At 68.3% G+C, this 13,484-nt stretch carries 14 protein-coding genes; 4 read left to right on the forward strand and 10 right to left on the reverse strand.

The window, feature by feature from the left end; genetic code table 11:
• Window positions 1-4: 4 nt before the first annotated feature.
• The 3 genes from ACZK5G_RS01370 to ACZK5G_RS01380 form a co-directional block, all read right to left on the reverse strand.
• On the reverse strand, window positions 5-1,162 hold the full coding sequence (locus tag ACZK5G_RS01370; RefSeq protein WP_134951784.1) for an ABC transporter permease: 1,158 nt from the start codon (window positions 1,160-1,162) through the stop codon (window positions 5-7).
• A gap of 14 nt (window positions 1,163-1,176) precedes the next feature.
• Complete coding sequence (locus ACZK5G_RS01375; RefSeq protein WP_049399872.1) at window positions 1,177-1,866, reverse strand: ABC transporter ATP-binding protein; 690 nt, start codon at window positions 1,864-1,866, stop codon at window positions 1,177-1,179.
• Between the two features lie 102 nt (window positions 1,867-1,968).
• Complete coding sequence (locus ACZK5G_RS01380; RefSeq protein ID WP_478465079.1) at window positions 1,969-3,222, reverse strand: efflux RND transporter periplasmic adaptor subunit; 1,254 nt, start codon at window positions 3,220-3,222, stop codon at window positions 1,969-1,971.
• 202 nt (window positions 3,223-3,424) lie between these two features.
• Between ACZK5G_RS01380 and ACZK5G_RS01385 the strand changes: the two genes are divergently transcribed.
• The 4 genes from ACZK5G_RS01385 to ACZK5G_RS01400 are packed head-to-tail and all read left to right on the forward strand — an operon-like array spanning window position 3,425 to window position 6,914.
• Complete coding sequence (locus ACZK5G_RS01385) at window positions 3,425-4,321, forward strand: ABC transporter ATP-binding protein (protein WP_478465081.1); 897 nt, start codon at window positions 3,425-3,427, stop codon at window positions 4,319-4,321.
• Window positions 4,318-5,094, forward strand: a complete 777-nt coding sequence (locus tag ACZK5G_RS01390) for an ABC transporter permease (RefSeq protein WP_478465082.1) — start codon at window positions 4,318-4,320, stop codon at window positions 5,092-5,094. Before ACZK5G_RS01385 ends, ACZK5G_RS01390 begins: the two co-directional genes overlap by 4 nt.
• A gap of 6 nt (window positions 5,095-5,100) precedes the next feature.
• Window positions 5,101-6,315 (forward strand): sensor histidine kinase, encoded by a 1,215-nt coding sequence (locus ACZK5G_RS01395; RefSeq protein WP_478465084.1) that lies wholly within the window; start codon window positions 5,101-5,103, stop codon window positions 6,313-6,315.
• On the forward strand, window positions 6,312-6,914 hold the full coding sequence (locus tag ACZK5G_RS01400) for a response regulator transcription factor (RefSeq protein ID WP_005407733.1): 603 nt from the start codon (window positions 6,312-6,314) through the stop codon (window positions 6,912-6,914). The genes ACZK5G_RS01395 and ACZK5G_RS01400 overlap by 4 nt, the downstream gene beginning before the upstream one ends.
• 566 nt (window positions 6,915-7,480) lie before the next feature.
• Here the strand turns inward: ACZK5G_RS01400 and ACZK5G_RS01405 are convergent.
• The 7 genes from ACZK5G_RS01405 to ACZK5G_RS01435 form a co-directional block, all read right to left on the reverse strand.
• Window positions 7,481-8,017, reverse strand: a complete 537-nt coding sequence (locus ACZK5G_RS01405; protein ID WP_012509795.1) for a cytochrome b — start codon at window positions 8,015-8,017, stop codon at window positions 7,481-7,483.
• Window positions 8,014-9,117 (reverse strand): catalase family peroxidase, encoded by a 1,104-nt coding sequence (locus ACZK5G_RS01410; RefSeq protein WP_478450318.1) that lies wholly within the window; start codon window positions 9,115-9,117, stop codon window positions 8,014-8,016. Before ACZK5G_RS01410 ends, ACZK5G_RS01405 begins: the two co-directional genes overlap by 4 nt.
• Before the next feature lie 135 nt (window positions 9,118-9,252).
• Entirely contained in the window at window positions 9,253-10,620 is a 1,368-nt protein-coding gene (locus ACZK5G_RS01415; RefSeq protein WP_478465086.1) for a leucyl aminopeptidase family protein, read from the reverse strand.
• Window positions 10,621-10,623: 3 nt separating this feature from the next.
• Window positions 10,624-11,343, reverse strand: coding sequence for an HAD family hydrolase (locus tag ACZK5G_RS01420; RefSeq protein ID WP_032128162.1), 720 nt, complete (start codon window positions 11,341-11,343; stop codon window positions 10,624-10,626).
• 31 nt (window positions 11,344-11,374) lie between these two features.
• The gene (locus ACZK5G_RS01425; protein ID WP_032128161.1) at window positions 11,375-12,484 is read right to left on the reverse strand and encodes an AI-2E family transporter; all 1,110 of its coding nucleotides are present in this window, start codon (window positions 12,482-12,484) and stop codon (window positions 11,375-11,377) included.
• 67 nt (window positions 12,485-12,551) lie between these two features.
• A complete protein-coding gene (locus ACZK5G_RS01430) occupies window positions 12,552-13,013 on the reverse strand; it encodes a protein sip-5 (RefSeq protein WP_293794230.1) in 462 nt (153 codons plus the stop codon).
• Entirely contained in the window at window positions 13,010-13,480 is a 471-nt protein-coding gene (locus ACZK5G_RS01435; RefSeq protein WP_478465088.1) for a phage holin family protein, read from the reverse strand. Before ACZK5G_RS01435 ends, ACZK5G_RS01430 begins: the two co-directional genes overlap by 4 nt.
• Window positions 13,481-13,484 lie beyond the last annotated feature (4 nt).

Consider the following 13,484-nt stretch of genomic DNA (forward strand, 5'->3'; position numbering starts at 1 on the left):
CTCCTCAGCGGCCGGCCAGTGCGTCGACGATCTTCAGGCGCTTGGCACGCAGCGCGGGCAGCAGGCCGACAATGGTGCCGATCAGCAGCACCAGGGCGACGCCCAGCAGCCAAGTATTCCACGGCACATGCGCGGGCAGCACGCCGCCGAAGTTCGCGGCCACCACCGGCAGCACCAGCGAGGCCAGCACCATGCCGAGCAGGCCGCCAAGGCCCACCAGCAGCACCGACTCGATCATCACCAGCGACAGCACGGTGCCATCCTTGAAGCCCAGCGTCTTCAGCGTGGCCAGTTCGGGCACGCGCTCGCGCACCGCCTGCGCCATGGTGTTGCCGGTCAACAGCAGCAGGGTGAAGAACACCGCGCCCATGATCGACGTGACGATCATGCCGATGTCGGCAAACTGCTTGACGAACGCCTGCTGGAACGCCGATTCGGACTGGGTCTTGGTCTCGTGGTCGGAGTTGGCTGAGATCGCGTCGATCGCCTGCGCCACCCGCGAGGCATGGTCCGGGTTGTCCAGGGTGATCGTGTAGTAGCTCACCTGGTTCTTGATGTAGTCGTTGGATTCGTCGAAGTACTTCCAGTTCATCATCAACTGGCGTTCTTCGTTGCCCGCCTGTGTGCGGTCCTTCGAGCGGAAGATGCCCTTCAGTTCCAACGGCCAGTCATTGCTGCCGCCACGCGGGAAGATGGTTGCCTGCAGCGGGATGGTGTCGCCGATCTTCCAGCCGAACTGCTTGGCCAGGGTCTCGCCGACGATGGCACCGGTGCGGGTCTGCTTCCAGTCCTCCAGCTGCGCCGGGTCGATCTGCAGCTCGCGGTAGACATCGAAGTAGTTGGGTGACACCGAGAAGTTCGGGAAGAAGTTCTTCGGATCCTGGTAGATGCCGCCGAACCACATGCCGTAGGCCACATCACGCACACCGGCCACCTGGCGGATCTGCGTTTCCAGGCGGATCGGCAGAGACTGGGTGATCGACAGCCGCGACGCCACCACCAGCCGATTGGCGCCCTCCACGCTGCCGCCGGAATTGAACGCCACGCGTACCGAATCGAGCATGCCGAACAGCAGGAACGCAGCCACCACCGACAGCAGGGTCAGCAATGTACGGGTGCGGCTGCGGAACAGCTGCGCCCACACCAGGGAGAAATACTTCATCGCCGTAGCCTCCGTCAGTGGGCCAGCGGCGCGTCGGCCAGCTCGCCCTTGTCCAGGTGCACCGTGTGCGTGGCGTACTCGGCGGCCTTCGGGTCATGGGTGACCATGATGATGGTCTTGCCGTGCTCGCGGTTGAGCTGCTGCAGCAGGCCCAGGATTTCCTCGGCAGACTGGCGGTCGAGGTCGCCGGTCGGTTCGTCGCAGATCAGGAAAGTAGGGTCGGAGACGATCGCCCGCGCGATCGCCACGCGCTGCTGCTGGCCGCCGGACAGTTCATTCGGGCGGTGGCTGCGGCGGTCGGCCAGGCCGACCAGGGTCAGCGCGATCTCGGCGTTGCGCTTGCGCTGCGCCGCATTGAGGTGGGTCAGCAGCAGTGGCAGTTCCACGTTCTTCTGCGCGGTCAGCATCGGCATCAGGTTGTAGAACTGGAACACGAAGCCGACGTGGTGGCTGCGCCAGGTCGACAGCTGGCCGCCGCTCATCTGGTCGATGCGCTCGCCTTCGATGCTGATCTCGCCGCCGCTGGGGTTGTCCAAGCCGCCGATCAGGTTGAGCAGGGTGGTCTTGCCCGAGCCGGACGGGCCCATCAGCGCGACGAAGTCGCCGCTGGCGATGTCCAGGTCGATGCCGTGCAGCACCTGCACCTTTTCGGGGCCACGCTGGTAGGTCTTGGTGATGTTGCGCAATGAAACCAGGGTCGACATGGGTGGTTCTCCACGGAAGGCGGGAAACGGGGAAGCGCACCTGCGGTGGCCGCAGGCGTGCGTCGAGCGGTGTTGCCGGCGGCGCCCATGGGCGCCAGGCCGTTACTGCGCTTGTTTCTGTTGCACCTTGGCGCCATCGTGCAGGGTGTCGGGCGGGTTGACCACCACCGATTCACCCGCGCTCACGCCCTTGAGGATCTGGCGGTCTTTGCCCATCGCCTGGCCGGCCTCGACCGTGCGCTGCTGTACGCGGTTCTCATCACCCAGCACGAAGGCCACCGAGGCGCTCTCGCGCTGCACCACGGCGCCCGCCGGCACGCGCACGCCCTGCGGCTTGGCGGCCGCCTGCGGCTGCGCCTGCTCCAGGAAGCTGACGCGCACGCCCATCTCCGGCACGATGCGCGGGTCTTTCACCTTCAGCGCCACGCGCACTTTCACCGTGGCCTTGCCGCGGTCGGCGGTGGGGATGATGGCGATCACCTCGCCGGGAATCTTCCATTCCGGGTAGGCATTGAGCGTGGCTTCCACCGGCATCTTCGGCTGCACGCGGCCGATGAAGGCTTCGCCGACCTCGACTTCGATCTCCAGCGAGTCCATGTCGACGATGGTGCCGATGCCGGTGCGGGTAAAGCCGCCGCCGGCCGACAGCGGCGAAACGATTTCGCCGGGCTGCGCAGCCTTGGCGGTGACCACGCCGGAGAACGGCGCGCGCACGATGTTGTTGTCCACGCCCAGGTCGGCGATGGCCAGCTGGTCGTTGGCCACCTTGACGTTGCGCTGTGCGGTGTCCAGCTGTGCCCGCAGGCTGTCGCGCTGGGCCACCGCCTGGTCGTACTGCGAGCGCGACACCAGCTGCTGGCCGACCAGTGCCTGCAGGCGGCTGGCTTCGGCGGCGGCCTGCTTCTGCTGTGCCTCCAGACCGGCCACCTGGCTGCGTGCGGCCTGCAGCTGCGAGGCATACAGGCTGCGCTGCGCGTCGGCATCGATCGGGTCCAGCGTGGCCATGATCTGGCCCTGCTCCACGCGCATGCCTTCCTCGATCATCACCTCGCGAACCTTGCCGGTGATCTTGGCCGAGACGGTGGCCATGCGCCGCGCAACTACATAGCCGCTGGCGTCGAGCACCGAACTGCTGGCGTTGCCCTGCTGGATGGCCACCGCCGGTGCGGTTTCCACGTCTACCGCCGGCGTACGCCCGAACAGGGCGAAGGCAGCAGCGGCCAGCAGCAACACGATCACGATGATCGCGATCCACAGCCAGCGGCGGCCACCACCACTGCCACTCCCTCCGGAGGCGGGCGGCGGGGACTTGCGGTCGATACGGAGTTCCTTCAACAGCTCGGCAGAAGCGTTCATTCGTTCCATCACAGACGTTCGGGCGGGTGTGGCCGGAAGAGCGGACGGCGGCGGTTCCGGCGGTGGAGCGTGCGGCACAGCATGAAGGCAGGCACAGCGATGACGGCAGTGACAGCTGTCACCCGATGACACTGACGGCGGCAACTGCGAAATGTGACCACGGCGGCACAGGATGGCAACGTCCCCGCTACCGGTACCGCCCATGGATCCGATCGCCCCGTCGCTGGCCCGCCTGCAGCAGGTGCAGGTGCGCTATAGCGACCATACCGCCCTGCATGGCATCGATCTGCAGGTACGCGCTGGCCAGGTGCTGGCGCTGTTGGGCCGCAACGGTGCCGGCAAGAGTACCGCGATCAGCGTGCTGTTGGGTCTGCGCCGCGCCGACGCCGGACAGGTCGAGCTGCTTGGCGGTGACCCGCAGCAGCGCGCCAGCCGTATCGGCCTGGGCGTGATGCTGCAGAGCACCAGCCTGCCGCCGATGCTGCAGGTGGACGAACTGGTGGCGCAGGCCAGCGCCTGCTATCCCGACCCGTTGCCGTTGCAGGAGGTGCTGCAGCGCGCTGGCCTGCAGGCGCTCGCGCGCCGCCGCTACGGCCAGCTGTCAGGTGGCCAGCAGCGCGCCGTGCAATTCGCCATCGCGCTGTGTGGCCGCCCGCGCGTGCTGTTCCTGGACGAGCCCACCACCGGCCTGGACATCCAGGCGCGGCAGGCGATGTGGCAGGCGATCCGGCAGCTGGTGGCCGAAGGCTGTGGTGTGCTGCTGACCACCCATTACCTGGAGGAAGCCGAAGCGCTGGCGCAGCAGGTGGTGGTGCTGGAGCAGGGCCGGGTCCTGGCCGACGCGCCGCTGAGCGAGCTGCGCCTGGCCGATCGGCCGCGCCGCATCCGCTGCCGCAGCGGGTTGCCCATTGCGGACGTGCAGCAGTGGCCGGGCGTGCAGGAGGTGCAGCGCGACGGCGAGCACCTGCAGCTGCTGGCGAGCCCGGCCGAGCCTGTGGTGGCGCGCCTGCTGGCCGCCGATGCGCAGCTGCGCGAACTGGAAGTACAGGGCGCGGCGCTGGCCGACGCTTTCCTCGATCTGACCCGGGAGGCCGCATGAACACCCTGATCCGTACCGCCAGCGCGCCAGCAGCCTCATGGCGCCGCGTACTGCGCCCCTACCGCGCCGAGCTGCAGGCCGAACTGCGCCGCGCCTGGCGCACGCCGGCGTTCGCGGTGCCCTCGTTGCTATTCCCGGTGCTGTTCTATCTGCTGTTCGGCGTGCTGCTGGGGCGTGGTCATGCGCCGTTGTACCTGTTGGCCACCTACTGCGTGTTCGGCGCGATGGCCCCGGCCCTGTTCGGCTTCGGCGTGCAGTTGGCGCTGGATCGTGAAGGCGGCCTGCTGACTCTCAAGCGCGCGCTGCCGATGCCGGCGGCGGCACCGCTGCTGGCACGGCTGGCGATGGCGGTGATGTTCGCGCTGCTGGTGGCGTTACTGCTGATCGGCGTCGCGCGCGTGCTCGGTGGCGTGCAGCTGCAGGCGTTTCAGATGGTGCAGCTGCTGGCGGTGGCGGGCCTGGCGGCGCTGCCGCTGGGGGCGATTGGCCTGCTGATCGGCAGCCATGTCAGTGCCAGCGCGGCACCGGCGATGGTCAATCTGGTCTACCTGCCGCTGGCCCTGCTGTCGGGCCTGTGGCTGCCGCTGTCTGCGCTGCCCATGCTGTTCTCGACGATGGCACCACTGTGGCCGACCTGGCATCTGGCGCAGCTGGCGCTGCCGGTGGTCGGGCTGCCGTCGGTGGGCAGCGTGGCCGGCCATCTGCTGGTGCTGCTGGCGGTCACGGTGGTCGCGCTGCTGCTGGCGCGCCGTCGCCTGCGCCGGATCGGCTGAACTGGCATGATCGGCAGCGATCGTCCCCGCCTGGATTCTCCCGTGTCGTCGAGCTGGCTTGCGTCCCTGCTGCGCCCTGCGCCGGATTCGGCCGTGGCCGAACTGCTGCGACGTGGCAAGTCGCCCTGGAGCGGAGCGATCCACCTGCTGTGGTCGGTATGGATCTTCCTCACCCCGGTGCTGGGCAATGGCTTCACGCTGCGCTGGCTGCTGCTGACCCTGCTCAGCTATCCGTTGTTCCTGCTGCTCTATGCCAGGGTGATGCTGTCGCCACGGCACCATGGGTGGCGCTATGCGCTGGGCATGATCGTGATGGCCCTGGTACTGCTGCCCTGGTACCCCTCGGGACTGAGCTACTTCGTGTTCGGCTGCGTGATGATCCGCATGAGCGGGCGCAGCAGCTGGTGGGCGTACCTGCTGCAGCTGACCGCGCTGAACCTGCTGTTCTGCGGCACCGCGCTGTACTTCGGCTATCCGTGGCAGGCCATGGTGTGGATGCCGGCGGTGTCGTTCATCGTCGGGCTGGTGGTGAACGTGGAGGCCCTGAGCCAGCAGCGCGACGTTGCCCTGCAGCTGTCGCAGGACGAGGTGCGGCGACTGGCCACCACCGCCGAGCGCGAGCGTATCGGCCGCGACCTGCATGATCTGCTGGGGCACACGCTGTCGCTGATCACGCTGAAGCTGGAGCTGGCACGCAAGCTCTACGATCGCGATGACGCGCGTGCACGGCAGGAGATCGGCGAGGCCGAGGACATTGCACGCGAAGCGCTGGCACAGGTGCGCAGTGCAGTGACCGGCATCCGCGCCAGCGACCTTGCTGGCGAGCTGGCATCGGCGCGCCTGCTGCTGGAATGCCAGCAGGTACATCTGCAGTACACGACGCCACCTGCGATGCCGGTGGAGGTGGAGCGCGGGCTGGCATTGGTGCTGCGCGAGGCGGCGACCAACATCGTGCGCCATGCGCAGGCGACCCGGGTGCAGGTGGATTTCATGCTTGAGGAACGACAGTTGGCGATGCAGATACGCGATGACGGCCGTGGCGGCGTGCAGGCCGAGGGCAATGGGTTGAGTGGCATGCGTGAGCGGGCCGCAGCACTGGGTGGCCAGTTGACGCTGCAGTCGCCGCGCGGGGCGGGCACCGTGCTGACGGTACGCGTGCCGTTGATGGCCGCGACCACGCCGCTGTCGCCCACGTCGTTGGCGCAGGACGGTGCCGCATGATCCGCATCCTGCTGGCCGAAGACCAGGCCATGGTGCGCGGCGCACTGTCGGCTCTGTTGGGCCTGGAGCCGGACATCGAAGTGCTGGGCAGTGCTGCCGATGGCGAGGCCGCCTGGCGGATGCTGCAGCAGCTGCAGCCGGACATTCTGGTGACCGACATCGAGATGCCGGGCCTGAGCGGGCTGGAGCTGGCGCAACGCATCGCCCGCCACGAACTGCCGATCAAGGTGGTGATCGTGACCACCTTCGCCCGTGCCGGTTTCCTGCGCCGCGCGCTGGAGGCGGGCGTGCTGGGCTACCTGCTGAAGGACGCACCGGCCGAGAACCTGGCCGATGCCCTGCGCAAGGTGAAGCAGGGCATCCGCGCGATCGACCCGCAGCTGGCACTGGATGCGTGGTCGCAGGCCGACCCGCTGACCGACCGCGAACGCCGCGTGCTGCGGCTGGCGGGCGAGGGCCGCACCGCCAGCGAGATCGCCGAGCAGCTGGGGTTGTCGCACGGTACGGTGCGCAATTACCTGTCCGAGTGCATCGGCAAGCTGGGCGTGGCAAATCGGATCGAGGCGTACCGGCTGGCGCGGCAGAAGGGGTGGTTGTAGCGGATCATTTCCGCGCCTGCGGAGAGGTGTCACTTTCTTTGCGCGCAAAGAAAGTAACCAAAGAAACGCTCCGCCGGCCGCGAGCCGGCGTGCTGCGCACGCCGGTGCCCTGCGCTCCTCGGTCCGTCGAGGGACGGCGCGGGAACTCGCTGCGCTCAGACACCCGCACCTCTTCGCCCTCGCCGGACCTGCGGTGCTCGGCTCGCTTGAAGGCGGACTGGAAGGTCAAGGTCAAGGTCAAGGTCAACGGCAACGGCAACGGCAACGGCAACGGCATCCACGCATGGCGTGGATCTACTGGGTGCAGCTGTGGCATTTGACCTTGGGTCCGCCTTGAGCGAGCCGAGCATCGCAGGGGAATCAGGGGCGAAGAGGCGCCGCTGCTTGAGCGCAGCGAGTTCGGCGCCGTCCCCTGATTCACCGAGAAGCACGGGGCACCGGTGCGCAGCACCGGCTCGCGCTCTGGCGGCGCGTTTCTTTTGGTTACTTTTCTTTTCGCGCGAAAAGAAAAGTGACACCCCCCGCGGTCGCGGAAACGATCCGCCGGGAACTCCCGGCGAACCCGATCAATCCTTCCCGCGCGCCATCGCCTGGAACACGCCATCGCGCCGCACCCACAGGTGGAACAGCGCCGCACCCACATGCATCAGCACCGTGGCGAACAACACATAGGCCAGCAGGCTGTGCGCGTTACGCAACGCGGCATACAGCGCCGGGGTGTGCGGCACGATCGGCGGCAGGTGCAGGCCGCCCCACAGCACGATCGGGTAACCGCCGGCCGACAGCATCGCCCAGCCGATCAGTGGCATCGCCAGCATCAGTGCATACAGCATCCAGTGCGAGGCCTTGGCCGCCATCACCTGCCATACGGGAAGATCCGCCGGCAGCGGTGGCGGGCGATGGCGCAGCCGGTTGTACAGGCGTAGCAGCACCAGTACGCCGATGGCGATGCCCAACGGGCGATGCAGATCGATCAGCATCGGCCGCAGATGCAACGAAGCGACCATGGTCACGCCGATGAACAGCATGGCGATGATCATCAGTGCCATGGACCAGTGCAGCACGCGCGCGAGCAGGTTGAAGTGGCCGTTGCCGGTGCTCATCGTGCGGCCTCCTTCGGTTGCTCGACGTTGCCGGTGGCGCGCTCGCGTTCGCGGCGGTTGAAGGACTGCGAGTACACGGCGGAGCGGGCCGCCAGGATCGGATCGTCACTGCCACGCACGCCACTGGGCAGGATCAGCGGATCGAAATTGATCTGGCCGCACGCGCCCTGTTCCTGCGACTGCATGCGGTCCAGGCTGAGCACGCCGGCCACCACCTGATCACGCGATTCGGGCCACGGTACCGACGGATCATCGATGGCATCGCCGGGCTCGGCGGTGGTCACGACCAGGTTCCAGCGCACCGGGCCGCTGGCCAGGCGCTGCTGCAGTTCCTGGCTGAGGAAATCGACGCTGGCGTTCTTGCGCGTTTCCGCATCCATCTCCACCACCGGCGCCTGCGGCTGCCAGCGCCAGCGCACCGCGCGTTTCTGGCCCTGCGCGTTGGTGAACCAGAAGCTGTTGACGCTGTTGAAGGTGGTGTCGGCCCAGCTGCTGGTCCACGGCGCGGTCTTGGCCCACTGCTGGAACGCTTGTGCACTGGGGTATTTCGCCAGCACCGCGGCCATTTTCTGCGGGTCTGGCTTGCCGGTGGCCGGGTCCGGGATGGAGGCGCGCGTCTGCTCGTAGAACGCCTCGGCGTTGGGCACGGCGAAGAACGGGAAGCTGTTCATCGCCATGCGCCATTCCTGGCCATCATCGCTGACCATCTGTACCGCGAGGCTGCGTACGCGTGCGGTGTTGTCGGCGCCGTACGGGTCGCCGCCGCCGATCGACAGGCGGCCCATCACCGGCACGCGGCGCTGCGAGAACACGCGGGCGCTGGACAGGGTGGGGGCCTGCGCACTGGGTTCGAACCAACCGCTTACACACACGCCCTTGCTGTGCGCACGGCGGAAGCCCGGATGGGCCGGGCCGGTGGCCTCGATGGTGTCGGTGAAGCGCTGCGCGGTCAGGCGGCCGCCAATCCAGCCGGCCAACCAGGCGAAGGCCAGCGCCACCGCACCCAGAATGAGTGCGATCAGTGCGATCCAGAGCAGTGGGGAATGCCTGCGCGGCGCGCCCGGTGTCTGGCCGGCGCGGGTATAGCGGAAGAGCGACATGGTCGGAGTCCTGCCTTCACGGAGCGTGTGGGTGGTCGACCCACACATCCTCGCAGAACCCTTCCAGGCCCGGTATTCAATTTTTCGTCAAGTTTGCCGGGGACGGCGTGCCGACCAAGGTCGGCACCCACCCGATCAGCTGTAGCGCTGCTTCAGCATCGCCCACGCCGAACGCAGCGCCAGTGCTTCACCGCCAGCCGGACGGCCCGGGCGTTCGCCGTCGTTCCAGGCGTACACGTCCAGGTGCGCCCAGCGCTGGCCGTCTTCCAGGAAGCGTTCCAGGTACAGCGCGGCGGTGACCGAGCCGGCCATGCGCGAACCGGCGTTGGCCAGGTCGGCGATGCCGCTGCTCAGGTAACGCAGGTAGGGGCGCCACAGCGGCATGCGCCAGACCGGGTCGCGGGTCGCGTCGCCGGCCTGCAGCCACTGCTGCGCCACGCTGTCGTCGTTGCTGAAGAGCGCCGGCAGGTCCGGGCCCAGCGCGATGCGCGCGGCGCCGGTGAGGGTGGCGAAGTCCAGCACCAGGTCCGGTTTCTGTTCGCTGGCGAAGGTCAGCGCATCGCACAGGATCACGCGGCCTTCGGCGTCGGTGTTGTCGATCTCCACGCTCAGGCCCTTGCGGGTGGCGATCACTTCGCCCGGGCGGAAGGCATCGGGGCCGATCGCGTTTTCCACCGCCGGCACCAGCAGGGTCAGGCGCACCGGCAGGCCGCGCGCCATCACCAGGCCTGCCAGGGCCAGTGCATGCGCGGCACCGCCCATGTCCTTCTTCATGTTGCGCATGCCGTCGGCCGGTTTGATGTCCAGGCCGCCGGTATCGAAGCACACGCCCTTGCCGACCAGCACCAGTGCCGGATCGGTGTCCTTGCCCCAGCGCAGCACGACCAGGCGCGGTGCGCGGTGCGAGGCGCGGCCGACGGCATGGATGGCCGGGAAGTTCTGCTTCAGCAGTTCATCGCCGGTGATCGCCTCGACCTGCGCACCGTGCGCATCGGCCAGCGCGCGCGCGGCGTCTTCCAGCTGCTGCGGACCCATGTCTTCGGTCGGGGTGTTGACCCAGTCGCGCACGCGCAGGCTGGCGGCGATCAGGTCGGCCACTTCACCGGTCGGCGCCGCCACCAGCTGCGCCGGTGCACGGTGGCGCTTGCGGTAGCGGTCGAAGCGGTAGCTGCCCAGGCCCCAGCCCAGCTGCAGCAGCGCCTGTTCGGCGGCCGGCAGTTCGCTGGCCAGCTGCCACACGCTGCCTTCCGGCAGCGCGTGCGGGGCATGCGAGTAGCTGTAGGCATCGCCACGATCACCCACGCCGATCACCGCACCGGCCAGGCCATCGGCGCCGGGCAGCAACGCCGTGGTGAAGGCACCGGAGGTGAAGCCCTGCGACGCCAGCCATGCCTGGGTGGCGGCCGGCTGGCCGTCCTTCCAGGACGCGAACTGCTCGCGGTCCAGCACGTACAGCGGCAGTGCTGCGGCGGTGTCGGCAGTGAAACCAGTGATCTCGCTCATGCGTCAGGTACTCCGGGGTGCGGCAGCGTCGAGGTTGGCATCCAACCAGTCGGCCAGGCCGGTGAGGGTGTCGAACTGCAGGTCCGGCTGCAGCTGCGGATGGGTCCAGGTGGCTGCTTCGCGGTTGATCCAGCAGCCGCGCAGGCCGGCAGCGATCGCCCCGGCCACGTCCATTTCGGCGTGGTCGCCGACGTGCAGTACCTGCGCCGGCGCAACACCCAGGCGGGCGCAGGCGGCGTGGAAGATGCTCGCCTCCGGCTTGGCCGCGCCGTGTTCGCGCGCGCCCAGCTGGAAGGCGAAATGATGGGCCAGGCCGATCCGCTCCAGATCGGCATTGCCGTTGCTCAGCGCCGCCACCGGCACCCGCGCGGCAATCCGTGCCAGTGCGTCGATCGCATCGGGGTAGCACTCGACCTGGTTGCGCGCGGCGAAGAACACGTCATACGCCGGCTCCAGCAGATCCAGGCTGGCACCACTGGTGTGCAGCGCTTCGTGCAGGGTCAGCCGGCGCAGTGCGCTCAGGTCGTGATGGAGGTGCGGATGGGCGTGGTACAGGCGCTCGCGCAGTTCGCGCATCGCCGCCACCGGATACATCTCGGCCGTGGCGGGGCTGTGTTCACGCATCCACTCGTGCAAGACCAGGTCGATGCGGGCGCCGATCGGAGCGAACGGCCACAGCGTGTCGTCAAGGTCGAGGGTGATGGCTTGGACGGGGAAATTCACCCCGCCATTCTACCCCTGCCCGCGCGGGCTTTCATTCCAGCAGACGCGCCCAGCCCTGCATCCCGTCCAACCGCGCCAGCACCAGCTTGATGCAGACCAGCAGCGGCACCGCCAGCAGCAGCCCGATCATGCCCCAGGCCCAGCCGAACACCATCAGCGCAAGGATCAGCACCAGTGGCGACAGTTTCATGCGACGGCCCAGCACGATCGGGGTCACCATCTGCCCTTCCAGGGTGTGCAGGCCCAGGTAGGCGGCGGCCGGCAGCAGGGCCTGCAGCGGGTCGCGGAATTCCACGAAGCCCATCAGCAGCATCAGCGCCACGCCGATCAACGGACCCACATACGGAGCGAAATTCAGCAGTGCGGCCACCGTGCCCCACAGCAACGCTTCCTGCAGGCCGATGCCGAGCAGCATCAGTACGCCGGCGAACACCAGCCCGACCAGGGTGTTGATCACGCTGATGGTCAACACATAGCGCGACACCTCGCGCTCGATCGAACGCAGGATGTCACTGGTGAAGCGCTGCTGCTGACGGTTCGGGAACAAGGCGATCGCCGCGCGTTGCAGGCTCTGCCCGTAGATCATGAAGAACAGGGTCAGCAGCACCACCGCCAGCACCGAGGCGGCCAGCCGCGGCGCACGGGTCAACATGCGGTACGGGTCATCGAGCTGGGCGCGGATCACCTGCACCTTGCGGTTGCTGTCGCCACCGGCCACGCGGGCGAAGTTCTCCGCAGCCTGGTTGGCCTGCTGCACCGGCTTGGTCAGGTCCTGCACCTGGCGGGCGATCTTGCGCAGCTGCTGCGGTGCTTCCTGTGCCCATTCCATTGCCGGGCCGATCAACTGCACCGCCAGCGAACCGGTCACGCCCAGGCCCGCGCCGAGGATCAGCAGAGCGCCCAGCGCACGTGGAATCCACAGCTTCTGCAGCAGGCGCAGGATCGGATTGCCGACCAGTGCGAAGAACATCGCCAGCAGCACCGGCAGGATGATGTCCTGTGCCGCCCACAGCGTGTAGCCCACCGCCAGGGTCGCCAGCACCACCAGCGACATCGGTCCGCGTGGACGCGACGGTGGCGGCAACGGGGCGTCGGGCTGTTCGGGGCCGGCCGGTGACGGGGACAGGAGGGACTCGCTCATCGACGCACCAACCGGGAAGGGGAGCGCATTATCCGCCGGCCGCGATCGGCGCGGCGGATTCCATGGATCAACGTTCGGACAGCTCGGTGGCCGCTTCGGCCGGATGCGGTCCGCGCGGGTCCGGCTCTGGCTCCGGCACGGAGCGTGGAGCCGGTGCCGGCCGTGGCTCGGCAGCGGAGGCCGCCGCCTGTGCCTGTTCGCTGGCTTCGTCGGCTTCCTCAGCCGCGTCGTCGGCAGTGGCTGCGGCCTGTGCCGCCATCGCCGTGGCGAACGCCGCCTGTGCACTGGCGAACAGGTTCGAGACCGAACCCACCATCTGCAGCCAGCGGGCACCGTTGACCTTGCCCGGCACTTCCAGCTTGCCGGCGATGAAGCCACCGGCCAGGCCGACCACCACGATGCGCAGCGGCGACCAGCCCTTTCGCCAGACGTCGCTGAGCGTGGACCAGTGGTCCTGGGTTTCGCCCAGGCGCACGGTCACCACCTGTTCGCAGCGTTTCACCCGCCGTTGCAGCGCGCCGAACTTCATGGCTTGCCCTCGGGCAGCTGCACCTCGGCATCGGGATCCTCTTCGCTGGGTTCGTCGAACAGGCCCAGGCGTGACAGCTGGCGCCGGGTAGCGTGCATGCCGGTGTGGTGGAAGAAGTAGGACACCCGCCAGATCGCATAACCGGTGACGGCCAGGCTCAGCAGCGAGGTGATCAGCAGCGCCTGCAGCCAGCTCAGGCCCCAGCTCTGCAGCAGGGCGATGAGGGTGGCGGCCATCAGCAGCCAGGCCGAGGCACCGAACACGATCGCCACGCCGGCCCAGGCCAGCGCGCGACCGAATGCACTACGCGCCAGCGCGAAGTCGGCCGAGGCCAACCGGCGCAGCGAGCGCAGCGTGTGCTTGGCAGAATCGGCAGCGGCACGACCGGCCGCGCCGACCTGGCGGATGCTCTCATCCAGCGGCGGGGTAGCCGCCGGATCAGGCGCTTGCGCGTTGTCTTCGCTCACGCCG

This window comes from Stenotrophomonas sp. 62841_Sma, from assembly GCF_056482945.1.